We start from the raw sequence: 26,335 nt of genomic DNA, 5'->3' as shown, positions 1-26,335 counted from the left end.
CGCTCAGAGGGGGCCCGACCAGGTCGCCTCCAGGAGCTCGGCGAAGCGCAGGCACAGGTCTCGGCGCTGGGTCATGACCTGCCCCCAGTCCTTGGCCTGTGCGCTCCACTCCTCCACGGAGAGGCCGTGCGCGGAGAACACCTCCAGCGCGTCGCTCTGGGTCCTGAGCGCCTGAAGCACCCGCGCGAAGTCCATCAGCGTCTCCAGCGCCACGCCCGGCAGGACGACTTCCGAGTCCAAGGGCACGAGCTGCAGCTCTGGCATCACCCACAGCGCCCGTCCCCCGCCCACGCGCCTGGGCGGGGCGGGGTCGATGCCTCCGGCTCCCTGCTGAAGCGCCTGGAGCTGAAGCTCGTGGTCCTTGAGTCTCGACGCCTCCACCCGCCGCATCAGCGCCGCCTGACGCTCCACCTCTTCCGCCTCGCGGAAGCGCTCCAGCCACTCGCTCATCATCCGCACCTCGACGTGGAGGTCCGCGAGCAGGTCGTTGTGATAGCTGGACTCGTCGGCGTGGACAGGTGCCTCGCGCACGCGCCGCTCGAAGTCCGGGACCCAGGCCAGGAAGCGCTCGACGTCGGGGACCACGAGCACATGTCCCTGGCGCAGCCAACCACAGAGGGACGCCGCCGCCAGGAAGACCGCGTGGGAGGTCGAGCGAGGCCACGCATCCACACGCGCCTCCGCCGCGGCCCAGACGGCGGGCAACCTGCGACGCAGCTCCTCGGGAGGCACCTCCCCCACGAACCACTCCACCAGCTTCGGCAGCCCGAGCTGTGAGTCCACGCGCCACCACGTCTCGAAGGTGACGAGCGCGTCCGGCTCCGAGGCGAGCTGCCGCTCCCAGAAGAACGTGCGCCAGGGCTCGAAGGTGGAGAGCACGTCCGCTCGCTCCTCGGGGTAGCGAAGGAAGCGGGACCACAGGGCCTCGAGGAACACCTCGCGCCCGGAGATGCCGCTCCAGGAGCGCACCGCCTTCGCGAGCGGCGCCAACACCGCCTCGCGGGACGGTCGCTCCCAGGCCGCCATCAACAGCCGGGCGCAGCGCGCGTGCCCCTGCCCTGTCTCATCGCGCCACCCCGGCATCGAAATCAACAGGTCCAACAAGCGCTCCGCGCACGCCGCGTCTCGCGCCCAGGAGTGCACCAGCGCGAGCTCAGCCACGTCTCCGCGCAAGAGGAAGCGGCGGAAGGCACTCTCCCCCACCAGCCTCTCGCGCTCGGCCGACGGCGCGGTGGAGAGCGCGCGCACCGTGGCGCCTTGAAAGGCGCTCGAGACCTCTTCGTCGAGGCGCGCGTCTTCCTCTCGCGATGCGTGGGCCCACTCCCAGAGCCGGAGCACACTCAGCGCGGGCCAGGTCCCCAACGTCTCTCGCGCGAACGTCCTCCACCGCGCGTGCACGGGAGGCGCGAGCCGTTCGAAGGGCGTCCGCTGGGCCCACGACACGACGGGGTCCACCAACGCGGCCCCGACCTTCGCGGCGACGGCGAGCACCGCGTCCAGCGCCTCCAGCGAGGGCGGTGAGCGCAGCTGCCTCATCACATCCCGCGCGAAGTCCACCTCGCCCGACTCCACCATGCGCGCCAGGAGCCTGGACGACTCGAGGGGCGCCAGCGTCTGCCTCGCCAACGAAGCCTTGTCGGCCTCCGGGGACGTCGCGGCCTCGAGCAGTCCCGCTTCATCCTGGAGACACAGGGCACACTCGAAGCGGAGGTCGCCGTCTGGAGAGCGCAGGCCCTCGCGCAGCGCGAACAGCAGGTCCACCTCCGGCGGCTCACCGGTGATGCGCACCCACGCGACGGCGGCGCGGGCTCGCTGCTCCGGGAAGTGCTCGAACGCGAGGCGTGCATTGCGGATGAGGATGTCGCGCTGCGCATTCCCCAGGCGCGTGCGGTTCCACACCCGCCAGCGCGTCAAGGTGAGCGCGGCCTCCAGGCCGATGAGCCCCTGCACGTCCAGGGCCCCCGTCACCGAGGCGAGCAGGTCGCGAGACAGGTTCCCCTGGTTCACTTCGGCGAGCGCGGCGAGGTGACGCACCTCGGGGACCTGGCTGCGTCGATGCAGCTGCTCCAAGGGTTCGTCATCCGTGCCATCGCCTTGTCCAAGCGCGGGAATGGGCACCACCGCCGGGTTCGCCCACGGGAGCACCTCCGCCCAGCGGTCCTCCGACTCCTCGGCGAAACCGGAGAGCGACAGGAAGGGCTCACACCGGCGGACGTCCCGGACGATGCGCCGGGCCTCCCTCCACTGCGTGGCGTATTGCAGCTCGAGCTGCGCGGCCAGGGAGGGCTCCAGCGTCTCCAACCGGCCCACCAGGGCGAAGCGGTCCACGCCCGCGCGCAACAACATGCGCGCGGCGCCGTAATACCCGGCGGGCACGGGACCACAGGCACAGCGAGGACAGCGGATGCCGGGCGGGTTGAACAGGGTACAGCCCGGACACCGCACCTGTGTGCCACGCAGGGCACCGTTCTCCAACGCAGGAGCCATACCCCTGTCTACAACGGTCCGCCGCCTGATTTCCTCTCGCACCAGGAAGACACCCCCTCCTCCCGCTCAGGGCGGGCACTCTCCATCCGGGCGGAAGGGCAGCGCGTACAACCTCCGGACGCCGCTCCCATCCGCCGCCGAGAAGAAGACGCTCCACCCGGCGCGCAGGAACCCTCGCGGCGAAGAGGAGGCCGGCCCCGGCGCCAGCTCCGTCAGCGCCACCGTGCCCACGCGCAGGCCGTTGCTCATCCATGGCTCCTCGCCCCGCCCATAGACATCCGCGCTGAAGAACAGGTGGTCCTCGACCGCCGTCAGCTCCGAGGGAAGCGAGCCCCCCACGCCCAGCTCCAGGTCTCCGAACAGCCGCGTCCTCGCCGCCGTGCCGTCGCTCTCCCAGAGCTCCACGCCATGCGCCCCATCATCCGCGGCGAAGAAGAGCCGGTCTCCCAGGACCGCGAAGTTCTCGGGATGCGAGCCCAGCGCCCCCGCCCGAGCCTCCTCGATGAGCACCGTTCCCACCGCCGTGCCGTCGCTGCGCCACAGCTCCATGTTGTCGCTCCCAGCCCCTTGGGCGGCGCTGAACAGGAAGTACCCATCCACCGACGCCCGGTCCCCCACCATCGAGAACATCCCCACCTCCACCGAAGGTGCCCCCGAATCCGTCACCCTCACTGACACCGCGTCGCCGCCATGGGTTCCCCCCGTCGCGAAGAACAGCTTGCGCCCCACCGCCACCAGCGGACGCTGGATGCCCGGGTCACTCGTCGTCCGGAACACCTCCGTGACGCCCAGGTTCGACCCCATGCGCATCAACCGGATGAAGAGGCCGCTCTCCGTCGCGAGGAAGTAGAGCGCGCCGTCCCCTCCTCGCGTGAGCTGGTCCGGCGCGGAGTCCTCGACCCCCTGCACCAGGTCCACCACCAATATCGTCCCCTCGGAAGAGCCATCGCTGCGCCACAGCTCCCGCCCGTGGGCCTCGTCTCCCGCCGTGAAGTAGAGCAGCCCGCCGAAGGAGTAGAGCGAGTTCGGGAACGAGCCCGTGGGACCCGGCCAGATGTCCTTCACCCGGTGCGTGCCGGACACCGTCCCATCCGTCACGAACAGCTCGCGCCCCGCGGCCGGGTCATCGGCGGCGAAGAACACCCGACTCCCCACGCGGGTGAACCAGCGCGGATTCGACCCCTGCGGCCCGGGGAAGAGGTCCTTGAGCAGCCGCGTGCCCGCCCCCGGACTCCCATTGCTCACCCACGGCTCGTGCCCGGAGGCCGCGTCCTCCACCCCGAACACCATCCCTCCACCGCTGACCGCCATGGCGGGCGAGAACGGCTGGTCCTCCACGGGCGTGACACCCAGCGACAGCGCGGTCCGCGAGCAGGCATCCCAGAGGCCCGAGGCCAGGAACGCCACCTCCTCCACCGGCTCGGGTGCACCCGTCGAGGACGAACAACCCGCGAGCAGACACACCACCGCCACCCGGACACGACTCCAGAACCTCATCAGGACCTCTCTTCCATCCGCGCGGGGCGACGGTGGCTTCACGGCGCGGACCTCCGCGCCACACCCGCTCGCGCGAGCGCGCACACCAAGCCACTTCCCCCCCTCGGACAACGGCACTCCGGTGGGGGCCGCACGTCGCGCAGCCGTCACCCCGTGCGACGCGAGAGCCACTCCCCTCCGAGCCCGCCACGCCTAGGTTCTCGCCCGCCTGGACGTTCCACGCCCGGAGCTCTCCCCATGTCGAAGCACCGCTGCATCGCCTGGCCCTTGTTACGCACCGTCTGGTGGCTGGGGCTCATGGTGCTTCCCGTCCAAGCCCAGGCCCAGACACCCGACCAGGTGGGCCGCTGGGCCAGCGTCATGAACTGGCCCATCTCCGCCACGCACATGGCCCTGCTGCCCGACGGCAAGGTGATGTTCTACGGCGAGTTCGACGAAGGCGCCCTGCCCCCGCGACGCTGGGACCCCTCCACCGGCGCCCTCTCGTCCTTCCCCTACGTGGGCTACAACATCTTCTGCTCGGGGCACTCCTTCCTCTCCAACGGCAAGCTGCTCGTCACCGGAGGCCACATCGCCCGCGACGTGGGCCTGCCCGACACGAGCTTCTTCGACTTCAACACCACCAGCTGGACGCGCCTGCCGGACATGAACGCCGGGCGCTGGTACCCCACCAACACCACGCTCAACAACGGCGACGTGGTGGTGACCTCGGGCGAAATCAACGGGGCGGGCGACATCAACGAGATTCCCCAGCGCTTCATCGCCGGCACCAACTCCTGGCGCACGCTCACCAACGCGCGCAAGAACGTGCCCTTCTATCCCAAGATGTTCCTGGCCCCGAACGGCCGGCTCTTCTACGCGGGCTCCCTGCGCGCCTCGTTCTGGCTGGACCCCACCAGCAACGGCGCGTGGAGCAACGGCCCTGTCAGCATCTTCGGCAGCCGCAGCTACGGCCCCGCCGTGTACATCGACGGCAAGGTGCTCCTCATCGGTGGAAGCGAGCCGCCCACCGCCACCGTCGAGCAGATCGACCTCACCGCGGCGAACCCCACCTGGCAGTACGTGGCACCCATGAGCATCCGCCGGCGTCAGCACAACGCGGTGCTGCTGCCCGACGCCACCGTCGTCGTCATCGGCGGAAGCAGCGGCAGCGGCTTCGACGACGCCAACGCGGCCGTGCGCCATGCGGAGGTCTACAACCCCGCCACCAACACGTGGACGTCCTGGGCCAGCAACGTGCGCTACCGGGGCTATCACTCCACCGCCGTGCTCCTCCCGGACGGGCGGGTGCTGTCCGCGGGCGGCGCCAGCGAGCGCACCGCGGAGGTGTTCTCCCCGCCCTACCTCTTCAAGGGCGCGCGCCCCGCCATCACCTCCGCGCCCACCGTGTCCCTGCCGGGGGCCCAGTTCACCATCACCACGCCCGACGCGGCCAACATCAGCCGCGTGAGCCTCATCGCCCTCAACTCGACGACACACACCTTCGACATGAACCAGCGGTTCCTCACGCTGAGCTTCACGCGCGGCGCCGGCAGCCTCAACGTCACCGCGCCGCCCAACCGGAACATGGCGCCACCGGGTTACTATCAACTCTTCATCGTCAACAACGCGGGCGTGCCCTCCTACGGGCGGCGGCTGCGCATCCCCCCTCCCTGAGAGCCCGGGGCACGCCACCTGGGAGCCCGCGCGGGTTTCATGGGAGGATGCTCCACGCATGAACCGCCACTGCCCCATCTGCCCACAACCTGCCCCCACGCTGCGCGTCATCGACATACGAGGTGTCTCGGTCGACACCTGCCCGAAGTGCATCGGGCACTGGTTGGACGCCGGCGAGCTGGAGCGTCTGGCACCCGGGTGGAGGACGGAGGCCCTGGAAGCAGCCCTGCCCTCCGCGTCCCGGCGCTGCCGGCACTCCCGCCACCATGTTCCAACCACGCGCGAAGCCTGCGGCTTGTGTGGCTCCCCCGCGTCGCGCTGTCCCGATTGCGAGACGTTCCTCTCGCAGGTCCGCACCGAGGTGTGCGCCGTGGACCTCTGCGGGCATTGCCGAGGCATCTGGCTGGATGCCCAGGAGCTGAAGGCGCTGGTCGCCTGGTATCAGCACACCCGACGGCCCCTGGCGGTGGGAGCGGCGGTGGCGGGGGGAGCGGCGGCCGCGGCGGCGGCGGCCATCGCGCTCGCCCAGGTGTCGGGGGAGTCGATGGGGGAATCCAAGATGACCAAGGCCGTGGTGACCACACTGGAGCACGCCGGCAACGCGGTGGACGTGGCGGAGCTGGGCGTGGATGTGGTCGACGCGGCGGGCCTCACCCTGGAGAGCGTGGGCAACGCCGTCGAGGTCGCCGTGGATGGCGCCAGCGCTATCAGTGAAGCGGTGGGTGGGGTCCTGGAGGCGGTCGCGGGGTTGTTCCCATGACCCACCTGCACACGGCGGCTGAATCCCTTATGCTGGGTCACAGGCCCGTGAAACCCACCGGATTGTGAATGGGGGGAACGCCGATGATGAACCCTGTCAGTCTCGATAGCAGCAGCGTGGCGGATGACCGTCGCTTGTTTCCACGCCTCCAGGCGCCGCTGTACGCGCGCCCGGCCCGGCTGAAGTTCGGAGACAAGCAGCGGGTGCTGGATGCCAGCCTCGGTGGCGTGCGCATCTACTCCGACGAGCTCTACTCCGAGGGCAGCCAGCTCGAGGTGGACCTGTATCCCGGAGATGGCTCCACGCTGGAGTGCCGCGCCCGCGTCGCGTGGCTGCGCAAGCTCCCCAAGGACGCCGTGGCCCGGTACGAAGTCGGCCTCGCGTTCATGGACGTCTCGCCGGAGACGCTCGAGCGGCTCAAGTCGGTGCTCGTCGCCGAGGACTGAGCCCCTCCGCCGAGCCCTCCGCGAACTCATCCCAGAGGGCTCGCAGCTCCTGCTCCACGCCTGGCACCGACGCGGAGGCCAGGCTGCCGCCGCCTCTGAAGAGGGACAGGCCCTCGAAGAACGCCATCAGCAGGGCCGCGCGCCGCTCCCTCCGAGCAGGCGTGAGCTCGGGCATGGCCTCCTGCAACAGCTCGACGAGCCCCTCGCGATAGCCCCCGTAGAACACGCGCAGCGCGTCCGCGACCATCGCGTCGCGTGCGGCCAGCGCCCACAGCTCCGCGAAGAGCTGGAAGTGCCGGGGCGAGTCCTGGTCCTCCAGGATGGAGTCCAGCGCCTGGCGCAGCCGCCGGGCGGGCTCGCGCGCTCCCGCCTCCATCCGCTCCCGGACGCGGCGGATGGTGCCCTCCAGGTAGCGCGAGAGCAGCGCGCGCACCACGTCCTGCTTCGTCGGGAAGTAGTACTGGAGATTGCCCAGGCTCAGGCCCGCGCGCTGGGCTACGCCGCGCAGGCTCAGGCCCGCGTAGCCGTCCTCCACCAGCACGTCCATGGCCGCGTCGAGGATGCGCTCCACGCGCTCGTGTCCCTTCGCGTGGACGGCGGTGCCTTCCCGGGGCTTCGCGGAGGGGAGCTTCCCCACCGGGGACTTCTCACGCCGCGCCATCAGGCGGCCTCCTTCACCCGCGCCTCGTCGATGCTCACCTGGACTCCACACGCGCGCAGCGTCGCCAGTGTCTCATCCGCGCGAGGCTCGTGCTCGGGGAACCACACGCCCGCTGGAGGCGGCGGCGCGCCATCCCGTCCCAGGAGCCGCTCCACGCCCAGCAGGGCGCCCACGGCCGTGAGGTGCGCCTGGCCCTTCGGGTCCACGACCTCGATGCGGGCGTGGCCCTTCGCGCCTTCGACATCGGCCAGCCAGGCGGCCTCCCCCCCTGTTCCCTGGGTCGCCAGCAGGGAGCGGCGCAGGGGCGTGAGCCGGGGATGCTGGAGCAGCCGCAGGATGCCCAGCCGCTGGAGCACGACCATCGTCCACGTCGCGGAGCCGGAGTCGTAGCCCAGCCGGGTCGCCACGCTCCGCGCCCCCAGCACCGCCGGCAGCGTCGCCTGCTCGGGGGTGTCCAACCGGTACACGCGGGTGCTGCGGCCATCCGAGAACGTCACCCGGCGCCCGTCCGTCAGCGGCAACACCTGCCGCTCCTGGCCCTCCTCCGTCACGTCGAAGGACAGCCCCAGCCGGTCCACGTACTCCAGCGAGTCGGGCCCCGCCGCGTCCGCGAGCGCGAAGCGGATGCCCACGTCCACGCGCTCCAGCGGCCCCACGCGCGGCGCCACCATCGCCACCATGCGCGGCACCAGCCCCGCCATCCACGCGGAGCCCAGCAGCACGGGCGCGCGCGGCGGCGTCCCCGACAGGCGCATCAGCGCGGCGCGCACGCGAGACGTCCAGCGGGTGATGTCCAGCAGGGGCACCCCGTCGCGCGCGGCCGACATCATCAGGTGGTCCTCCGGGTCATTGACCAGCGACACCACCGCCCGGGGCTTCCCTCCCAACACCGACAGCGGCTCCCGCGCGCGGATATCCAGCGCCACGCCCTGGGCCCGCCCCAGCCGCTCCGCCAGCTCCTTCGCGGGCTCGCTCCTCCGGCCCGCGATGATGAGCGGCAGCTCGGGATGCCGCTCCCTCAACAGGCTGGCGAGCCTCATCCCCACCACGCCGTAGCCTCCCACCAGGACCACGCTCTCCTCGGTCACCATGACGACTCCCATGCTCGAAGCAGGGAGGGATTCCCCCCGCGTCGGGACAATATAGGTCGAATGACCTAAATTTCAGCGGAATCGTCCCGGCGAGGTTTCCGGGTGCGGGTGCTACGCTGCGGCGCGACATGGCCACGACTCCCACGGGCTACTGGGGCCCCAGCACCTCGACCGTGGATTGGTGCGAGACGAACTACCAGCACCTGTTCCACGTCGGAGAGCTGTTCAACTCCGCCTCCAGCCTCGTCCTGGTGCTCACCGGGCTGCTGGGCATCCTGCTGCACCGCCGGGTGCTGGAGCGCCGCTTCCTGCTCGCGTTCGGCCTGCTCGCGCTGGTGGGCGTGGGCAGCACGGCGTTCCACATGACGCTGCGGCGCGAGCACCAGATGCTGGACGAGCTGCCGATGCTCTACCTGGCCATCGTCATCGTCTACATCCTCCTGGAGGACCGTCCACAGCGGCGCTTCGGCCCCTGGTTCCCGGTGGCGCTGTTCAGCCACGCGGTGCTCGTGACGTACCTGAACGCCTTCATGCAGGGCCCCGTCCAGTTCTTCCTCTTCCAGGTGAGCTTCGCGTCGCTGGAGTTCTTCGCGCTCGGGCGCACCTACTTCCTCCAGAAGCGCAGCCCGGACGCGGGGACGAAGCGGCTGTTCCAGCTCGGCATCGCGTCCTATGCGCTCGCCATCGTGCTGTGGGTCAGCGACATCCAGTTCTGCCCCACGCTCAACGAGACGCTCCCCTCCCTCGGCGTCCCGAACCCGCAGTTCCACGCGTGGTGGCACGTGCTGGTGGCCTTCGGCTTCAACGCGCTCCTGCTCGTCATCGCGCGGGAGCGGCTGAGGACACTGGGCCAGGAGGCCCGGCTCCAGCCCATGCTCGGCGTGATTCCGCGCGTGGCGGCGTCACCTCGGGGCTGAAGCGTCGGGCCGTCCTCCCGCCTCAAGGAGCGAAGCGGACCGCGAAGCAGCTCCGGGCGTCGTTGCTCCCATGGACGCCGTCATCGAAGACGAACGGCCCTCCGGAGACGCCCAGGAGCGTGGGCGCGCCGCTCGCGTCCACGGCCAGCCCTCGCATGCGCAGGAACGGGGAGCGCGCGCTGGTATCCGCCCCCTGCGTCCTGGACGTGTGCACCACCGTCCCGGACGCGTCCCGCTTCGTGTAGTGGAACGACCCGGGCGACGCCTCCCGCGCGAGCCCCACGAACGACTGGCCCCACGCGTCCGCGGCCAGGCCGAAGACGCGCTGGTCGGGGTAGCGCTCGAAGGCCTCCGCGTTCGACAGGTCCGCGTGGAGCGTGCCCACGAAGCCGAACGTGCCCTGTCCCCCCGCGCCATCTCCCAGGTCCAGGCTCCCCGTGCCCTGACCGCCCACGAGCACGCGGTCCTTCCCCACGAGCACGACGTCCTCCGGCTCACAGTCCGTCTCCACGGTGCTCCCGCCCAGCACCCGCCGATGGAGCGGCTTCAGGTTGGCGCTCAAGGACGCCACCAGACACCCAGGGGTCGTCAACACGAGCGGCGTGCTCCCCTCCGAGTCCACGAGGGTGCCCTGTCTCAGCCGCGCGCCGAACACGACGCCTCCCGCCTCGGTGAGGGCCACGGTCCGGAGGACCGCCTCGGCTCCGCCCAGGACGTAGGTCGCACGCGGCTGGCCGCTCGCGGGGTCGAACGAGAGCACGACACCATTCGCCCCCAGCCCCACGGGCTGCACCTCCGTGGTTCCCGTGCGCGTCACCAGGAGCAGGTGCTCCAGCGCCACGTCGCGCACGGTGAACACACAGCCCAGGACGCCGACTCCGCCGCGCACCTGGAGCTCCTTGCGGAAGGCTCCGCACAGAGGCTGCACGGACCGCTCCCCCGAGGTGATGCCCAGGGCCCAGAGGGCCTTGCCGTCCGTGCCGCGCAGCTTCACCAGGAAGCTCGTCAGCTCTCCCGGGCCCACGTCCACCGAGACGCCCTCCCCGAAGTCGAGCCCGTCCTGATGGTCCTTGAGGAGGCCCGCCACATAGACATCCCCCGCGTCGTCGAAGGTCACCGCGGTCGCCGACTCGACCTCCGCCGTCGAGAAGGTGCGCTTCCACGCGAGCTTGCCCGTGGGCTCCAGCACCGCCACCAGCAGGTCGTGGTTCGTCCTCGCGCTTCCCGGGCCGGAGTGGGTGAAGGGGACTCCCGCCACCGTCCCTCCCCCCAGGGGAGAGAACGCGAACGCCGTGCGCCCCGCCGGGCTCACCGCGAAGGCATCCCCTATCGGGTCGCCGGGCGTGAGGTCCGAGTACCAGCGGAACGCCCCCGACACCTCGGGTTCCTCCGCCTTGGGTCTCTCATTGGCGCACTGGACGCCCAACAGCAACACCACCAGCACGCAGACTGAACGGGTACGGTGCCTCATGCAACCCCCAGGTGTCCCTCGCGGGACTCGACCGCTCCGGCCCACGTCGAGCCGGGGGCAGGCGTGCCTCACTTCAAGGCACGCGCCAGAAGCACTTTCACATCATCGCCATGTCATTCCCAGACGTTGACGTCTGGCATTGCCATCCCCACCGCGAAGCGCGCTTCGCACTCCGCGCGAGGTCGCGGTGGCAGACGGTCCCCCGCGACCCGGCATGTCTGTTGAGAGGTCTACTTCTTCTTGCCGCCCTTGGCCGCCTTGGCGCCCTGCGCCTGGATGCGCTTCACCACGTCATCGACGATGTCGTTCGGGATGGGCACCGACAAGTCGTAGTGAGCAATCTTCCAGGTGGCGCCCTCCTTCACCAGCACACCGCTGCCCCGGCTGGGTCCCAGGTTGGGCGTGTCCAGCACCTCGTCGAACCACGCCACCGTGCCGTCCTTCGACAGGAAGACGTGGCGGGAGACGGCCTTGAACTTCCAGGCCTGGCCCTTGGAGAAGTAGGGCTTCGCCCACGCGCGGAACTGGTCGCGCGTCCAGCGCTCCGTGGCGTCCGTGCCCAGGTAGATGGCGTCGGGCGTGAAGTGGCTGAAGTAGCGCGCCTCGTCCGCCTGGGCCGCCGCCTGGTGCCAGTCATCCAGCACCGCCGCGATGGAGACCTTCGGGTCTTCGGGCTTCGTCTCCTTCACGGGAGTCGACGCCAGCAGGAGCAACAACAGGGAGACAGTGGACACGCGGAGCCACCTCGGGGATGAGAAGTTCGCGCTATGAAGCGGCACGGCCTGCCTCGGGTCAAGACTCCGGGATGGCCAGAAAGGTTTGACGCACGTGGTCCTCGAGAGCTTCCAGGTGGGTGAAGGAGATGTGCCCACGGTGCTGCTGCATGGCTTCCTCGGCTCGGGGCGCAACCTGCGCTCGCTGGCGAACGCGTGGAGCGCGGCGGACCCTCGGCGCCGCTTCCTCCTGCCGGACCTCACCGGCCATGGCGCCTCGCCCGTCCCGTCGCCCAGCGCGGACCTCTTCACCGTGGCCCGCGACGTGGTGGAGACCGCGCGCGCCCAGGGCTTCACCGGCGCGCTCGACTGGGTGGGCCACTCGCTGGGCGGACGCGTGTCGCTCGCCGCCAGCCTGCACGTGCCGGAGTCCGTCGCACGCGTGAGCCTGCTCGACATCGCGCCCGGCCCCGTGCCGTTCGACCTGTCCGACAGCGGCATGGTGCTGGGCATCCTGCTCCAGGCCCCCTCGCGCGCGGCGAACCGCAAGGACATGCGCGCGGAGCTCTCCGGCCGGGGCCTCTCCGACGGCCTCACCGACTGGCTCTTGATGAACCTGGTGACGGAGGCCGACGGCGTGCGCTGGCGCTTCGACCGGCAAGCGCTGGCGGAGCTGCACGCGCGCGTGAATGGCATGGACCTCTGGGTCGCGCTGGAGCGGCCGGACCACCCGCCCATGCGCTGCGTCCGCGGGGGCCGCTCGCGCTACGTGTCCGACGCGGAGGCCGCGCGCATGGAGGCCGCGGGCTGCCCCGTGACGACGCTCCCGGACGCCGGCCACTTCGTGCACGTGGACACGGCGAAGGAGCTCCTGGAGTGGCTGCTGCGCGGCTGAGGGCCGCCGCGCGCGGGCGTCAGATGCGCACGCCCAGGAACAGGCCGGGCCACAGGCGCGAGCCGGTGGCTCCCCTGCCAATCTTCCACTGCGGCAGCCACGTCACCTCGCGGTCCTCGTCCTCCGGTGGCGGCTCGTAGATGTTGACGGACAGGCCCCCGAAGAGGGCGAAGCGGCGCTTCAGCTCCCAGCCCACGCTGGTGCGCAGGTGATAGGTGCTGTTGTTCGAGGTCTTCCCGAACGTCTGGTACTGCCAGCTCCCCGTGGAGAGGTCCACGTCCACGTAGTAGCGGTCCGCCTCGCCGAAGGGCAGGTGCACGCCCACGCCCAGCGACTTGAAGGTGCGCCAGGTCTCCGCCTTGGAGCTCACGCCGAGGCTCGCGACGACGTGCACCGTGCGGCTGCCGTACTTCACGCCCACCGACAGCGGCGAGATGTCATCGGTCCACACCTCGAAGGAGATGCGCCCCTTGCGCACCAGGCTGAGCAGGCCGATGGGCACCGACACGTCATCCGCGATGTTGATGATGCCCAGCTGGAGCCCGCGCACGTTGTCGGCCACGTTGATGAGGCCCACCTGCGCGCCGGACACGGTGCCCGCGAGGTTGAAGATGCCCACCTGCGCGCCCATGAGGTTCTCCACCATGTTCACGGCGCCCACGAGCTGAAGGCCGCGCATCTCGTGGTCCGCGCGGTTGCCCACGAACGAGAGCTGGAGGCCGGAGAAGGCCCGCTCCGAATAGTTGAGCACCGCCGCCACCTGTCCGCCCGTCGCCCCGCCGAACGCGAGGTTGCCGCCCAGCGCGAGCTGGAGCCCCATCACCTCGCCCCCGGTGACGTTGGCGATGCCGGACACCTGCCCGCCCTCCATCGTCCCGTCCACCCAGCCCACGCCGCCCGCGAGGCCCACGCCCCGCAGCTGGTACGAGCGCACCGCCAGCCCGCCCAGCGCCACGTGGTTCAGGCCCGTGCCTCCCCACAACGCGGAGGTGGACACCGGCGGCACCAGCGACAGGTTGAGCGCCACCGTGGGCAGGTCCTCCCGCGCCGCACCGGGCTCCTTCACCAGCGGCACGTCCCGCACCGGGCCACCGCGTGACGCCGTGCGCGTGAGTGTCACGGGGACGAAGTCGCCCACGCGCAGCTCCACGTCGCTCTTGCTCCCGACGAGCAGCTCCGCCTCGAAGCGCTGCGAGGGCCGCTCCAGCGTGATGTGGTAGCGCCCCGCGTCCAGGCCCAGCGAGAGCCTCCGCCCCGCGGGCTTCTGGAGCTCCGCCACCAGCTGGTTGCCCCAGTCGCGCACGAAGAGGCGGCCCTGCACGTCCTCGGCGACACGCACCCGCGCGGCGGAGCCTCGCAGGTCCGTCATCACCAGGTCGCCGCTGCCCGCCAGCTGGATGTCGTAGGCCGCGTGCTGCGGCCCGCCCTGCGAGCGCTCCGTGCGGGCCAGCGTCTCGTGGAAGGCGAACTGGTAGGCCTCGTGCAGCGTGACACGCCCGTCACCCGTCGTGTCCGCCGCGCCGCGCAGGCCCGTGACGAGGAAGTGCGTGAAGAAGGACGCGCCGATGACATCCGACTCCTGCGCGACTTCGTCCGCGGAGCTGGAGGCCAGGTACGCATGGCCTCGCACCTGCGCGGAGGCATCCGTGAGGAACGCGGGGCGGCGCAGTCCGCCCTTGAACCGGGTGAGCGCGCCAGAGCCACACGAGTCGAGGATGGCGATGCGCACCTCCACGGGCACCAGGCCCATGAGCTTGCGCAGGTCCTCGTAGGGGACTCGCTCGCCGCGAGGCAGCAGGCCATCCGCGTCCGAGTGGCCTGAGTAGTACACCACCAGCTCGCGCCGCACGCCGGGCGTCGCGGCCGCTTCGACCAGGGTGCGCAGCCGCGCCAGCGCCGTGAGCAGCGCGTCCCGGTCCGCCTCCAGCAGGAGCACGCGGTCCGTGGGCTGCACACCGCCCAGGTCCTCCAGGACGCGCGACATGGCCAGCGCGTCCGAGCCCGCGTACCGCAACCGCTCCCGCCCGGGCCCGCCCTCGCTGGAGCCGACAATCAGGGCGAAGCGGCGGAGCGTGGCGTCAGGCTCCTCCATCCGCGCGGCGGCGTGGGAGTCAGCCCCCCACACCACCAGCACCCACGCGGCCAGCACTCCGGCCACGCGTCCCCATCCGCGCGCTGTGCTCCTGCTCATCATCCGCGTCCCACCCACTCCAGCCTCGGCCCGGCCTCACGAGAGCACCGCTGGCATACCTCGGATGGCCGCCCCCTTGCGAGCCATCCGCCACTGCGTTACGGCGACCAGCGCACCTTCCGGACAAGCCAGGAGCTGCCTCCTCGCCCGTCTCGCACCACGGCCCAGAAGGTGACCTCCTGTGCCACCGCGTCCTTCTCCGGCGGCTCCCACTCCGTGCGGTGACGGCCGGGCTCGCCGGCGAAGTCGGCACCACCCGTCTGCTCCGGGCTGAACTCACCCAGCGTCGCGTGCCAGGAGATGGTCCACGCCTCCTTGAGGTTCACCGACTCCGAGCGCAGACCGGGGACCACATAGGACTCCTCCAGGTCGGAGATGTCGTTGGCCCGCACCACGAACGGCCCCTTGCCCTGCAGCGTGAGCGGCGCCGCTGCATCCCAGGCCTGGTCATCCAGCGTGAGCCCCCGGAGCACCGGCTGCACATTGGCCACCATGCCGGGCACCACGGGGCAGGAGAAGACCATCAGCTTCTGCGCGTGGACCGACTCCGCGCCCGCCGTCACGTGCAGCACCAGCGGCATGCGGATGCCCCCATAACCCTTGTAGGGGTCCGCCTGCCGCACCTTCTCCAACAGCAGCGTGCCGTCCCGGACCTGGGACGCGCCCGGGCGGATGCGCACCTCCATGTCGCCCGCCGTCGTCGTGCCCTGCGCCAGTTGGATGCGCGAGGACTCGTCCTCGCACCGCTCGTCATCCGGGTTCGCGCACGCCCACAGCGTGTAGGCGATGGAGCGCCCCTCGCCCTTCGGGTCCGCCAGGAGCGCGCGGTAGGTCACCTCCTGCGTGAGGACCTCCAGGGACTGCCCGTTGAGGTCGCACGTGGGAGCCATCAACTCCGGGACCTCCACCGCGACGCCCAGCACCCGCAGGTCCTTCACGTTCGAGGACACATCGTCCCCGTCCACACACGCCACCGCGCCCACCGCCACCAACAACAGTCCGCCCATCTTGAGCCAGGTGTTCATCCTAGAAGCTTCCTTTCACGCCCAGCACGGGGAGGATGGGGATGCCTGGAATCTCCCTGGCCTTTCGATACCGGTAGTCGTTGAAGACGAACTCGACGTTCTTCGCGTTGTAGAGGTTCTGCACGTCCATGTAGAGCGCCAGGGTCCAGTTGTCGAAGCGCCAGCCCTTCTCGATGCGGACGTCCAACTGGTGGAACGTGCTGGCTCGCGCGGAGAAGTAGCGGCCGTACGTGGGCCCGAAGTCGTTCGCATCCGAGTTGTAGATGTCACCGCGATTCGCCATCGGCGTCGTCGGCCGGCCGGTGGTGAGTCGGAAGCGGCCTCCCAATTCCCAGCCGTTGCCCAGCAGGTACGTGCCGACGAGCGTGAGGATGTGCGTCTGGTCCCAGGCGCTCAGACCGTAGGTCTCCTCGCCGAAGCCTCCCGGCGGTCCCCCGTTGCCACCGAAGGAATCATCACGCTGGGGCTTGGCGCCCGCGCGGCCGTCCTCGGCGTGGCTGAGCGTGTACGAGAGCCAGCCGTACCACTTGTCCGTGGCGGAGGCGCGGTCCTTCTTCACCATCAACTCCACGCCGTACGCCTTGCCGATGCCCGCGTTGACGTAGCGGTCCTGGATGAAGCCGCCGCCCTCGGTGGCCCGCACATCACCCGGCGCCACCACGTTCTCGAAGCGGCGGTTGTAGAAGCCGGTGACGTCCACGTTCCACGACTCCCACAGTCGCTGCTCCACGCCCAGGCTCGTCTGGAAGGCGCGCTGGTAGTCCAGGAGCGGGTTGCCGTAGGGGGAGTAGACGTACTGGAAGGTGTCCGCGGGCTGGCTGTAGAGACCCAGCGAGCCCTTCAAGGCGGTGCGCTCGCTCGCCGCGTAGCGGACCCAGAGCCGGGGGTCCAAGAGGACGTTGCGCGTGTCCCCCACCTTCTGGAGGTTGCCGCGCACGCCGGGGGTGAGGGTGACGGGGCCCAGCTTGAAGTCCATCTCGGCGAAAAGGGCCCCGTCAAAGCCGTTCATCGTGAGCTTCTCGTGGATCATCTCCGCGACGGGCTCGGAGCCAGGGAAGGGCACGTACTCGGTGCCGGGCGGGGCCGGGGCCCTCACGTCGATCTTCACGTGGTCGAAGTAGACGTCCAGGCCCGTGCGGACGGTGAACTCGGGGGCCACCTCCACCGTCATCAACTCGCGCGCACCCAGCGAGTAGATGGTGTCGTGCTCGGTGAAGGAGCCGAAGCTGATGTCGTTGTAGTCCACGCCCACGTACGGCGTGAAGACGGAGGTGAAGCTCCCCTTCCGATACGTCCAGTCGCCCTTCAGCCGGTGGAAGCGCGAGCGCGAGTCCAGGGTGATGTCCCGGTCCTGCTTCTCACCGCCGGACACCAGGCGCAGCTTGTCGTCGCTGCCGAAGGCCATGACATAGCCCGTGCTGCGCGCGGCGCCGGGCTCCGGCGTCTCTCCTCGCTTCGCGCCGAAGTCCAGGCGCAGCTGGTAGTCCCAGTACACGGGGACGATGGAGAGCGTGGTGCCCTCGTCCTTGGGGAGGAACGCGGGCAGCAGCGCATCCACGTACGAGCGCCGCGCGGCGGCCGCCACGCTGACGCCCTCCGTGATGGGGGCCTCCAGGAAGAAGCCCGCGTCGAGCACGTCCACCTTGACGGAGCCGTGCACCGTGTCCGCCGCGCCCTTGCGCGTGCTCACGTCCACCACGCCGCCCACCGCGCGGCCGTACTGGCTGCCGTAGCCACCCGGGTAGAAGTCGAGCGAGTCGATGAACTCGCCGTTGACCACGGACGGGCCACCGAGGAGGTGGAAGAGGTTGGGGATGCGGACCCCGTCCATCATCGTCGCCGTCTGGCCCGGGTTGGAGCCGCGCACCAGCAGGTCGCCGGAGATGAAGGGCGCACGCGCGACGCCCGGCAGCGTCTGGATGACGCGGATGGGGTCGCCGAAGGTGCCCGGCGTCTTCTGCGCCTCCTCGCGGGTGATGGTGCGGCGGACGACCTCCTTCTTCGGACGCGCGGAGCGCACCACCGTCTCGAAGGCGCTCCCGGCCGGAGCCAGGTAGAGCTTCACCTCGGTGGTCTCGTTGGCCTTGAGCGTCTCCTTCGTCTGGTAGAGCTGGTAGCCGGAGGCGATGACGCGCATCGCGCACTCACCCGGCGGCACCTCGAGGGTGAAGCGGCCCTCCTCGTCGGACACGGCCTCGGCGGCATCCGCTTCGTCGCCGCAGCGCACGGTGGCGCCGGCCACGCGGGAGCGGCTGCCTCGGGAGATGAGCTGGCCGGTGAGGGTGGCCTTGGGGGCCTCGGCCTCGGCGGCGGCGCCTTCCGCGGGCGGCGGCGCGTTGAGGGTGAAGTTGTAGACGTACTCCACCTGCACCGGCGCGGGCACGCCGTCGACCTCGGCGGGCGAGAACTGGAACTGGCGCACGGCGGCGAGCGCGGCCTCGTCGAAGCCGTTGCCGACGGGCTCGGTGGGCTGCACGTCCGTCACCGCGCCGTCCGCGCCGATGGTGATGATGAAGCGCACGGAGGCGGTGAGGCCCTGGGCGAGCGCCTGCTCGGGGTACTGGGCGCTCACGGACCGCACCAACTCCGGGGCCTTGGTGATGGTGGGCTGCGGGGCCTGCGCGGCGGGGGCTTCGGGCTGCGGAGCCTGAGCGAGCGCCGGAGTGGCCACCCACATGGAGGCGGCGGCGAGCGCGGCGCGGGCTTTCACGTTCGAGGACATGGGTCTTTCAAGGACAGGACGGCTGCGTGAAGAAGGGAGTCAGTCTCCCGCCGGCAAAGGGACGGAGCGAGGAAGGGGTGGAGGAACCAGTGGACTTGCTCGGGCCGTGGAAGTGAGAGGCCCACTGGTGCACTCCCCCGCTCCGGCCCTTTCCCGGCGGGAGGGTGTTTCAAGCTCACATGCTCAGTCGAGGAGGAACGTATAGGCGTACTTCATCTCCGTGGAGACCGCTTCTCCCCCCTTGTAGGCGGGACTGAAGCGGAAGCGGAGGATGGCGTTGCGCGCCGCTTCTTCCAGGCCATAGCCAGGCCCCTTCAGCACTCGCGCCGCCACGACGCGCCCCTCGGGGTCGATGGTGATGGACAGCGTCACCGTGCCTTCGATGCCCGCGCGGCGAGCCTCCTCGGGATACGGAATCTTCACCTCGCTGGCGAGCTGCGGCTCACGGTCCACCTGGTAGATGGGCGTGTACTTGGGCGCGCTGTACGCCTTCACTTCTTGCGGCGCCTTGGCCCGGTCCGCGGTGCGGCCGTAGAGGGTGTTGCCCACCGGGGCCGCGAAGCCGCCGGCGCTGGTGGTGGAGGACATGGACATCCCGACGACCAGGGGCGTGGGCTTCGCGTTGGGAGGCGGCGGCTCGTTGGGCGGAGGCGGCGCGTCCTCGGGCGGCGGTGGCAGGGGCTTGGGGGCCTGGGCCACCTTGATGGGCGGAGGCTTGATGCGGACCTTGGGCGGAGGAGGCGGCTCCGGCTTGGGCTCCTCCTTCACTTCCGGCGGAGGCGGCGGCGGTGGCTTGGTCACCTCCACCATCACCAACTCCACGGGCTTCTGCGGGGCGGTGCGCTCCTTCGGTTGGGTGTGCAGCACCACCAACCCCAGCCCGTGCAGCGCGAGCGAACCCGTGACGAACCCCACCAGCAACCCACTGCCGCCCCGTCGGGGCAGGACCACACCATTGTCGAGCGCGCTCGTCGTCATTGCCGTCACATCAGCCCCGCGGCGCGGGGGCGACGTCCTTCTCGATGTTGAGCGCGAACTTGGCGATGCCCTGGCCCTTCACCGTGTCGATGAGCCGCATCACCTGTCCGTACGCGATGCTCTGGTCGGCGCTGATGATGGCGCGGGTGTCCTTGTCCTTGGCGACGGCCTCGGCCACCTTCTGGGTCAGCTCCGCTTCCGTCACCAGGGTGCCGTCGAAGTAGAACTTCCCTTCCTTGTCGAGCACGACGTTGACCAGGCCCTGCACCGTCTCGCCGCCGTTGGCCGCGCGGGGCAGGTCCACTTCCACCGTCTCGCGGACGATGAAGTTGGCGGTGACCATGAAGATGATGAGGAGCACCAGCACGACATCCACGAGCGGTGTGACGTTGATGCCCGTGATCTCCTCTTCGTTGTCCTGCGCGCCGCCGGCCATGACTAGCGAGCCTCCGCGCGCAGGCTGCCGACCAGGGCGTGGCCCAGGGCGTTGGCGCGGCTGGTGAGCGTCTTCAGCTGGCGGTTGAAGATGTTGAAGGCGACGACGGCGGGAATCGCGACGGCCAGGCCCACGGCGGTGGCGACGAGCGCCTCCGAGATGCCGCCCATGACGGTCTGCTGGATGGCGGCACCCTTCACGTTCATGGAGCCCAGGTCGTGGAAGGCCTTGATGATGCCGAGCACCGTGCCGAAGAGGCCGATGAACGGGGCGTTGTTGCCCAGGGTGCCGAGGAAGGACAGGAAGCGCTCATACTGGGGGCGCTCACGGGCCATGGTGGAGGCGATGACCTGCTCGACGGAGTCGGCGCCTTGCGCGGAGGAGGCCAGGCCCTCTCGGATGATGGCGGCCTCCATGCCCCGGCGTCCCTGGATGGCGACGCGGACTGCCTCGAGCTCGCCGCGGGCCAGCCGCACGGCGAGCGCCTCCGAGTCCGGGAGGCGGTTGCGGCTGAAGTACACCGCGCGCTCCAGCATGATGCCGATGGACAGCACCGACAGGCACACCAGGATCCACAGCACCCACTCGGCGGAGGTGAGTGTGACGCCGAGAAGCTTGCTGCTGAGCCACCCGAGATTCTCCGCGGGAACCTGGGCGAGGACGGCGATGGACGACATGGTGTTCTTTCCCCTCTTGAATGCGTTGGCGGGAAGGGAACACCGCAGCGGTGGAAATGTGTCACTCGCCTCTTCGTGGATCTGCCCCGGGCTGTAGGCCGGTGTGGGCCCAGGGGTGTTCTCGACGGGTGTGCGGGGGTGGGGAGAGAATGTGCGCCATGCAAGGCAAGAGCGTGGTGATCACCGGTGCGTCCATGGGGATTGGCGAGGAGCTGGCGGTGGCGCTGGCGGCCCGGGGGGCGAACCTGGTCCTGGCGGCACGCAGCGAGGAGGCGCTCCAGAAGGTGAAGCAGCGGTGTGAGGCGGCGGGCGGGCGAGCGGTGGCGGTGGCCACGGATGTAGGAGACCCGGAGGCGTGCCGGCGGATGGTGGAGCGGGCGGTGGAGGCGTTCGGGGGGGTCGACGTGCTCGTGAACAACGCGGGGGTGTCGATGGATGCGTTGTTCGAGGAGGTCACGGACCTGGGGGTGTTCGAGCGGCTGATGCGCATCAACTACCTGGGCGCGGTGTACAGCACGCACCATGCGCTGCCGCACCTGAAGGCGCGGCGCGGGTTGCTGGTGGCCATCTCGTCCCTGACGGGGAAGACGGGCGTGCCGACGCGCACCGGCTACGCGGCGAGCAAGCATGCGATGCACGGGTTCTTCGACTCGCTGCGCGTGGAGTTGATGGGGACGGGGGTGGACGTGACGGTGGTGTGTCCGGGCTTCGTGGACACGAACGTGCGAGCCAACGCGCTGGGCAAGGACGGCAAGCCGCTCCAGCAGAGCAAGCACAACGAGGCCGAGGGCAACAACATGGCGCTGGGCACGTGCGTGTCCATCATCCTGAAGGCCATGGACCAGCGTGAGCGCGAGGTGGTGATGACCGCCAAGGGCAAGCTGGGCCAGTTCCTCAAGGTGTTCACCCCGGGCCTGTTGGACCGCATCGTGTTCAAGACGATGAAGGACCGGCAGCGGTGACGAGAGCGGCACGGGGGCATCGAGGGCTCACCGTGAGCTGATTCGCTGTTTCAACAAGTCCGTCGGCCCCGGGAGCGTCATGTCCAAGGATTGCCACAAGCTCATTGCCTATCTGGTCAACGAGATGGCGCAAGACACCGCGCAAGGCCGCAACTTGAGGGCAGCCTTCGTGTGCTACGCGAGCAGCGGAAAAGCGGATGCGCAGACCATCGCGGACATCGTCCTCAACAGTCGCATCGAGATCGACGACGTCATCGAGGACCAACTCTCCCACGACTCGGCGAACTCTTGCGGCGAGAGCGCAAACGCCTTCTGCCAGCTCTTCATCCAATCAACAGCGCCGAGCGAGAGCGCCTCCACACTCTCCGAGCTGAAGGAGGTTGTGCGCGACATCAAGCCTCGAATCATTCGCATCCACATCGAGGACAGCCATGTCTACGTGATCGAGCAGACGAAACACGCCGCGGATGGCAACACCCCCATGGGGTACATCTACCAGTCGAACATCGCCGTGATTGGCAATCCGGGCTTTGGCGTCACCTTGAAGAGCTTCATCCAGGAGCAGGGCGAGAAGGTCGAGCTCCTTGCGCACATCGAGGACCTGGAGGCTCTTTCTCGGGAAGGACTCACGTCTTCCACCCTGGGCGACAACCTGGAGACCTACAAGCGCCTGTTCACGACCCAGGAGTACTTCAACATCAAGGGGGTCAAGGCCATCTCCCCCGACACCTTCAAGTCGAAGCAAGGCAGCGTCAGATTCAAGATGGCGAAGCACCAGACCTTCGACAACAAAGAGGTTCTCGAGCGCCTGAAGAGCATGTTCACCGAGGCGAATCACCTCACTGGAAAAGCGCGGCTCAGTCTCCTCTGGGCCAAGGACTCCTCGTCTTCGAAACAGTAGCCGGCGGTCGATGAACTCAGGCGCCGTCGCCTGTCCCGCCTCGTCGCTCCACACGGGTCAGCAGGCCCGTGAGGCCCTCGAAGCTGGCGTTGCCCACCTGGTGCAGCCCGAAGCCCCAGAGGAACGCCGTCATGCCCGCGCCGAAGCCTCCCCAGGTCGGGGAGAAGACGTTGAGGAGCTGAAGGCCCAGCACCACCGCCACGCTCGTCAACAGCACCAGCATCACCAACTCCACCATCCACAGGTGCCGCGCTGACGGCAAGGGCAGCGCCTCCAGCGCCACCAGCCCGCCCATCGAGACCTCCGCCGAAGCCTCCGGCAAGGACGTCCAGATGCCTCCCGTCGGCGCACTCGGCAAGGACCCTCCAGGCGCCGTCGCTCGCGGGGGAGCAGGCGCACGCGGCGCGGCCCCGGGCTCGTCATCGTCATGCGACGACGCCTCGGAGGCCGCCTCTTCCGTCGTCTCCAACGCCGGCGTGGAGAACGGCGGCATCCGCGTGGACATCGAGACCCGACTGACACTCGGATAGCTCGCCAGCGCGATCTCCGCCTTGTCGACCTGCGACTCCGCCTCCAGCAGCGTCTCCGGCGTGAGCACCTGCTCCGCATGGTTCAACAGCCCATTGACGTGCCCCAGCTCCGCCAGCCCGTGCGGCTCACCCGTCTCGCTCCGCTTGCGCGCCACCTCTTCCCGCAGCGTCACGATGCGCCGCCGCAGCTCCCCCGTCTGCGCACGCTGAAGCGCATCGCCCACCTCCCGGTACTTCGCCGCCGCTTCGTGCGGCGACTCCGCCGCCAACGCCAACATGGCCTCCTTCAGCCTCGCCTCCGCGATGTCCAGCTCGGGCTTCTGCGCCTCCGTCGCGCCGCTCCGCGCCTCCACCACCACGCCGCGCAGCTCCATCAACAGCCGCCGCACGTAGTGCGCATACGCGCCCTGATACAGCCGGAAGCCCTCATCCACGTTGGCATCCGCGCGCGCTCGCGCCTGTCGCAGCCGCTCCTTCACGTCCGTGGTCAGCTCGCGCCACTCCTCCGGTGAGAAGCCCTTCGGATTGCGCGGCGACGCCACCGCCGAGGACAGCTCCGCGCAGAGCACATCGAAGTACGAGCGCCGCGCCATCTCGAACTGCTGCCGCGCCGCGCCCAGGTCTCCCTGCCCCAACCTCGAGCTCATCTCCTGGAGCAGCGGCAACAGCTCATACGTGATGCGGAACCCCAGGCTGTCGTCCCCCAGCTTCTGCGTCAGCGCCCGCGCCTGGGTCTCCAGCTCCTTCAGCTTCGCCTTCAGCCCCGCCCGCGCCAGCTCCTGCACGTTCTGCCCACGCAGGTCCTTGAGCTGCTCCTCCAATCGCTCCAGCGGCACGTTCCCCACGCGAAGCGAGGCCTCCGCGTCCGCCAGCGCCTGGCTCGCCTGCGTGGGACGCATCTCCGACGGCAACGCGTGGAGGTCCTTCGCGCAGACACACCACGCCTCGAACAGCCGAAGCTCCGACTCCCCGCGCATCAGCTCCCCGTCCGCCGCGCGGCTCCCACGCACCGAGCCTCGAATCCTCGGGATGACCGCGTCGATGCGCCCCCGCACCTCCAGCCCCACCTTCCGCGCCGCATCCCCCTGCCCCTCCAACAACACACTCGCGCGCTGCCACAGCACCCTCGCCCGCTGAAGCTGCTGCGCCCGAGGCCGGATGCTCTGCGTGTACAGCCGCACCCCATACGAAGACACCGCCCCCGCCGCGATGAGCAACGCGCCCCACAGCCACGGCGTCCTCACCCACACCGTGAACGGCTGCTCCACCGCCACGCCCTGCGGCACCGCGAGCCGCACCGTCCCCGTGTACTCCCCCGGCCCCTCCAACCCGCGCAGGTGCAACAGCAGCGTCCCACTGCCATTCGCCGCCACCCGCACCGCGCCCTCCGCCGCCGCGAGGACCTGGTCCTTCCCCTCCTTCCCGCCTCCCTCCAGCGAGAACGAAGCCCCCGCGAACCTCGGCTGCACCACCGTCGCCCCCAGGTCCGGCTTCTTGTGCTGGAGCTGAATCAGCTGCGGCACGGCCACCTCGCCCGTCACGCCCGCCGTCTCCTTGAACGGCAGCCGCACCACCGCATCCACCGGCCCCAGGCCCCACCCCGACTCCGCCACCGCGGGCGACGTCGCGATGAACTGCACCGCCGGCACCGCCTGCACGCGCGTGACGATGAGCGTCGCCACCTCCCGCCCGCCTCCATGCACCAGCACCACCTGCCCCGTGTAGACCCCCGCCTGTGGCAGCGCCCCCGACAGCTCGATGTACAGCGGAGACCGCGAGGAGATGGGCGCCCCCAGGCTCGTCTCCGAGGGCGCCTTCTCACGCACCACCGCGGACAGCGTCACCTGTGTGCCATCACTCGCCTGGAGCGGGTCCACCAGCACCGTCACCCCACCCTCGAGCGCGGCCTCCGCCCCCGACGGCGGAGCCAACAAGTCCACCCGCAGCACCGTCCGGAAGTCCTCCGACGTCGTGCGCAGCTTCACCTCGTTGTTCGCCGTGGCTCCGGCCACACGCAGGCGCGCCTGGGCTCGCGCCGGACTCCACGGCGCAACCACCAGCACGAGCACCACCAGGCACCAGAAACCCTGACCACGAAGAAAGCGGGGCATTCCCCGACGATAACAGGCGCGCCCCCCGCCTCCAGTTCGCTCCCCTGCCTGCTACCGCCAACCCAGCAACAGCTTCACCTCGGGCGGCAGGCTGCGGCGGATGGTGTCGGCTGGAATGCCTTCGTTGTGCCCGGTAGAGGACGGCAGGCGGGGACCGCCGCTGTGGTGCAGCGCGGCCAGCCGCAGGTCCTGCGTGAAACACGGCGCCCCGGAGGAGCCCGGGCTCGTCGACGTGCGATACGTCACGCGCGTGCGCGACGCGTTGACGCCCAGGAACTCGTCCAGCACCACGCTCATCGGCTGCCCCTCCGGGTGTTGGACGATGAGCGCCAGGCTCCCCGGCACGAAGGGCACCTGCTCCTCGGGCAGCTCCAACCACCCGCGAGACTCCCCCTCCTCCACCTCCTCCTCGCCCGGCAGCCCCTCCACCTCCAGGAAGGCATAGTCGAGCTCGTCCGCGGTGGCCTCGCGCGGGCGCGGGTGCATCAGGTCCGCGGGGCTGTAGGAGCTGCGCGCGATGCAACGCTTCACCGCGTACTGCTTGCCCGGCTGCAGCAGCGTCCGGTCCGGCAGCACCTTGTGGTCGAAGCGCACGCGCAAGGACTCCAGCAGCCGGTTCTCGATGACGTGGAAGTTGGTGAGCACCACATCGCGCGACACCAGGAAGCCCGTGCCCAGCGAGGCCCCCACGACGGGCTCCACCCGACACACGCGCCGCTCAATCGCCGCAAGCCTCCGCCGCCAGCCGTCCGCGCCGCCTCGGTCCCACGCGGAGCCGACGATGCGCTCCAGGCTGCGCCGCGGAATGCTCCGCTGCACCGACGCGAGATACCCCTGCACGAACCGATGCAGCCGAGGATGCCGGGGCTGGGCTCCATGCACGCCTGTCACCAGCTCACGCGTCCATCCTTCCGACTCAGCGCGATGTATCAAACCCCGCGCGCGCTCCCTCGGGCCTCCCGTTGGAACGAGCGCCTCCAAGTCCCGATGGCAGACCGAGGCAACCACCCGGCGAAGCTCTTCCACCGAGGGGAAAGCGCCCAGCAATGCCAGCAGCAACTCGTCTCTCTCCCCGCCGTCGAGCTCCATGGTGTCACCCGTGAAGAACCACTGACGAAGCCTGCACCGGCATGTCGACGCTGCTGTGAATCTTCCCGTATTCCTAGAGCGGATTGCCGCCAGAAGCAGCCCCCCTGCCCCGACGTGCA

Annotated in this window: 21 protein-coding genes; 7 read left to right on the top strand and 14 right to left on the bottom strand. The window is 69.9% G+C overall.

Annotated elements, in window-relative coordinates; translation table 11 throughout:
• Positions 1 to 3: 3 nt before the first annotated feature.
• Together MYSTI_RS04220 and MYSTI_RS04215 are read right to left on the bottom strand one after the other, a co-directional pair.
• Positions 4 to 2,487, bottom strand: a complete 2,484-nt coding sequence (locus MYSTI_RS04220) for a hypothetical protein (protein ID WP_015346459.1) — start codon at positions 2,485 to 2,487, stop codon at positions 4 to 6.
• Positions 2,488 to 2,553: 66 nt separating this feature from the next.
• Positions 2,554 to 3,984 (bottom strand): ELWxxDGT repeat protein, encoded by a 1,431-nt coding sequence (locus MYSTI_RS04215; RefSeq protein WP_015346458.1) that lies wholly within the window; start codon positions 3,982 to 3,984, stop codon positions 2,554 to 2,556.
• A 237-nt stretch (positions 3,985 to 4,221) separates the two neighbouring features.
• Here MYSTI_RS04215 and MYSTI_RS04210 point away from each other — a divergent pair, with 237 nt between their 5' ends.
• From MYSTI_RS04210 to MYSTI_RS04200, 3 genes are all read left to right on the top strand, one after another.
• On the top strand, positions 4,222 to 5,640 hold the full coding sequence (locus MYSTI_RS04210) for a galactose oxidase-like domain-containing protein (RefSeq protein WP_015346457.1): 1,419 nt from the start codon (positions 4,222 to 4,224) through the stop codon (positions 5,638 to 5,640).
• Between the two features lie 58 nt (positions 5,641 to 5,698).
• Positions 5,699 to 6,400, top strand: a complete 702-nt coding sequence (locus MYSTI_RS04205) for a TFIIB-type zinc ribbon-containing protein (RefSeq protein WP_015346456.1) — start codon at positions 5,699 to 5,701, stop codon at positions 6,398 to 6,400.
• A gap of 83 nt (positions 6,401 to 6,483) precedes the next feature.
• On the top strand, positions 6,484 to 6,846 hold the full coding sequence (locus MYSTI_RS04200; RefSeq protein ID WP_015346455.1) for a PilZ domain-containing protein: 363 nt from the start codon (positions 6,484 to 6,486) through the stop codon (positions 6,844 to 6,846).
• Here MYSTI_RS04200 and MYSTI_RS04195 read toward each other — a convergent pair.
• Together MYSTI_RS04195 and MYSTI_RS04190 are read right to left on the bottom strand one after the other, a co-directional pair.
• Positions 6,818 to 7,507 carry a TetR/AcrR family transcriptional regulator gene (locus tag MYSTI_RS04195; RefSeq protein WP_015346454.1) on the bottom strand — a complete coding sequence of 230 codons (690 nt, stop codon included), beginning with the start codon at positions 7,505 to 7,507 and terminating at the stop codon, positions 6,818 to 6,820. The genes MYSTI_RS04200 and MYSTI_RS04195 overlap by 29 nt on opposite strands.
• Entirely contained in the window at positions 7,507 to 8,598 is a 1,092-nt protein-coding gene (locus tag MYSTI_RS04190; RefSeq protein WP_015346453.1) for a saccharopine dehydrogenase family protein, read from the bottom strand. The genes MYSTI_RS04195 and MYSTI_RS04190 overlap by 1 nt, the downstream gene beginning before the upstream one ends.
• Positions 8,599 to 8,726: 128 nt before the next feature.
• On the opposite strand from MYSTI_RS04190, the gene MYSTI_RS04185 reads away from it, so the two are divergent.
• Positions 8,727 to 9,515 carry a ceramidase gene (locus tag MYSTI_RS04185; RefSeq protein ID WP_015346452.1) on the top strand — a complete coding sequence of 263 codons (789 nt, stop codon included), beginning with the start codon at positions 8,727 to 8,729 and terminating at the stop codon, positions 9,513 to 9,515.
• A 22-nt stretch (positions 9,516 to 9,537) separates the two neighbouring features.
• Here the strand turns inward: MYSTI_RS04185 and MYSTI_RS04180 are convergent, their stop codons facing one another.
• Both MYSTI_RS04180 and MYSTI_RS04175 read right to left on the bottom strand, forming a co-directional pair.
• The gene (locus MYSTI_RS04180) at positions 9,538 to 10,986 is read right to left on the bottom strand and encodes a hypothetical protein (protein WP_015346451.1); all 1,449 of its coding nucleotides are present in this window, start codon (positions 10,984 to 10,986) and stop codon (positions 9,538 to 9,540) included.
• A gap of 230 nt (positions 10,987 to 11,216) precedes the next feature.
• Positions 11,217 to 11,720, bottom strand: coding sequence for a nuclear transport factor 2 family protein (locus tag MYSTI_RS04175; RefSeq protein ID WP_015346450.1), 504 nt, complete (start codon positions 11,718 to 11,720; stop codon positions 11,217 to 11,219).
• A gap of 94 nt (positions 11,721 to 11,814) precedes the next feature.
• Here MYSTI_RS04175 and MYSTI_RS04170 point away from each other — a divergent pair, with 94 nt between their 5' ends.
• The gene (locus MYSTI_RS04170; protein ID WP_015346449.1) at positions 11,815 to 12,594 is read left to right on the top strand and encodes an alpha/beta fold hydrolase; all 780 of its coding nucleotides are present in this window, start codon (positions 11,815 to 11,817) and stop codon (positions 12,592 to 12,594) included.
• Between the two features lie 19 nt (positions 12,595 to 12,613).
• On the opposite strand, the gene MYSTI_RS04165 is transcribed toward MYSTI_RS04170, so the two are convergent.
• The 6 genes from MYSTI_RS04165 to MYSTI_RS04140 form a co-directional block, all read right to left on the bottom strand.
• The gene (locus MYSTI_RS04165) at positions 12,614 to 14,788 is read right to left on the bottom strand and encodes an LA_2272 family surface repeat-containing protein (RefSeq protein WP_015346448.1); all 2,175 of its coding nucleotides are present in this window, start codon (positions 14,786 to 14,788) and stop codon (positions 12,614 to 12,616) included.
• 95 nt (positions 14,789 to 14,883) lie between these two features.
• The gene (locus MYSTI_RS04160; RefSeq protein WP_015346447.1) at positions 14,884 to 15,810 is read right to left on the bottom strand and encodes a hypothetical protein; all 927 of its coding nucleotides are present in this window, start codon (positions 15,808 to 15,810) and stop codon (positions 14,884 to 14,886) included.
• Between the two features lies 1 nt (position 15,811).
• Entirely contained in the window at positions 15,812 to 18,532 is a 2,721-nt protein-coding gene (locus MYSTI_RS04155) for a TonB family protein (RefSeq protein ID WP_015346446.1), read from the bottom strand.
• A 183-nt stretch (positions 18,533 to 18,715) separates the two neighbouring features.
• Entirely contained in the window at positions 18,716 to 19,510 is a 795-nt protein-coding gene (locus MYSTI_RS04150; RefSeq protein ID WP_015346445.1) for an energy transducer TonB, read from the bottom strand.
• 10 nt (positions 19,511 to 19,520) lie between these two features.
• Complete coding sequence (locus MYSTI_RS04145; RefSeq protein WP_015346444.1) at positions 19,521 to 19,946, bottom strand: ExbD/TolR family protein; 426 nt, start codon at positions 19,944 to 19,946, stop codon at positions 19,521 to 19,523.
• Between the two features lie 2 nt (positions 19,947 to 19,948).
• Complete coding sequence (locus tag MYSTI_RS04140) at positions 19,949 to 20,623, bottom strand: MotA/TolQ/ExbB proton channel family protein (RefSeq protein ID WP_015346443.1); 675 nt, start codon at positions 20,621 to 20,623, stop codon at positions 19,949 to 19,951.
• A 149-nt stretch (positions 20,624 to 20,772) separates the two neighbouring features.
• Between MYSTI_RS04140 and MYSTI_RS04135 the strand changes: the two genes are divergently transcribed.
• Both MYSTI_RS04135 and MYSTI_RS04130 read left to right on the top strand, forming a co-directional pair.
• Positions 20,773 to 21,585 (top strand): SDR family oxidoreductase, encoded by an 813-nt coding sequence (locus tag MYSTI_RS04135; protein ID WP_044278724.1) that lies wholly within the window; start codon positions 20,773 to 20,775, stop codon positions 21,583 to 21,585.
• A gap of 79 nt (positions 21,586 to 21,664) precedes the next feature.
• Positions 21,665 to 22,486, top strand: a complete 822-nt coding sequence (locus tag MYSTI_RS04130; RefSeq protein ID WP_015346441.1) for a hypothetical protein — start codon at positions 21,665 to 21,667, stop codon at positions 22,484 to 22,486.
• 16 nt (positions 22,487 to 22,502) lie between these two features.
• On the opposite strand, the gene MYSTI_RS45230 is transcribed toward MYSTI_RS04130, so the two are convergent.
• Complete coding sequence (locus MYSTI_RS45230) at positions 22,503 to 25,127, bottom strand: AAA family ATPase (protein ID WP_015346440.1); 2,625 nt, start codon at positions 25,125 to 25,127, stop codon at positions 22,503 to 22,505.
• Between the two features lie 51 nt (positions 25,128 to 25,178).
• Complete coding sequence (locus MYSTI_RS04120) at positions 25,179 to 26,216, bottom strand: trypsin-like peptidase domain-containing protein (RefSeq protein ID WP_015346439.1); 1,038 nt, start codon at positions 26,214 to 26,216, stop codon at positions 25,179 to 25,181.
• Positions 26,217 to 26,335: the final 119 nt, after the last annotated feature.

This window comes from Myxococcus stipitatus DSM 14675, assembly GCF_000331735.1.
GTDB classification, from domain to species: domain Bacteria; phylum Myxococcota; class Myxococcia; order Myxococcales; family Myxococcaceae; genus Myxococcus; species Myxococcus stipitatus.
The sequence above is the reverse complement of the archived record's forward strand: the minus strand, read 5'-3'. Positions and strand labels throughout refer to the sequence as shown.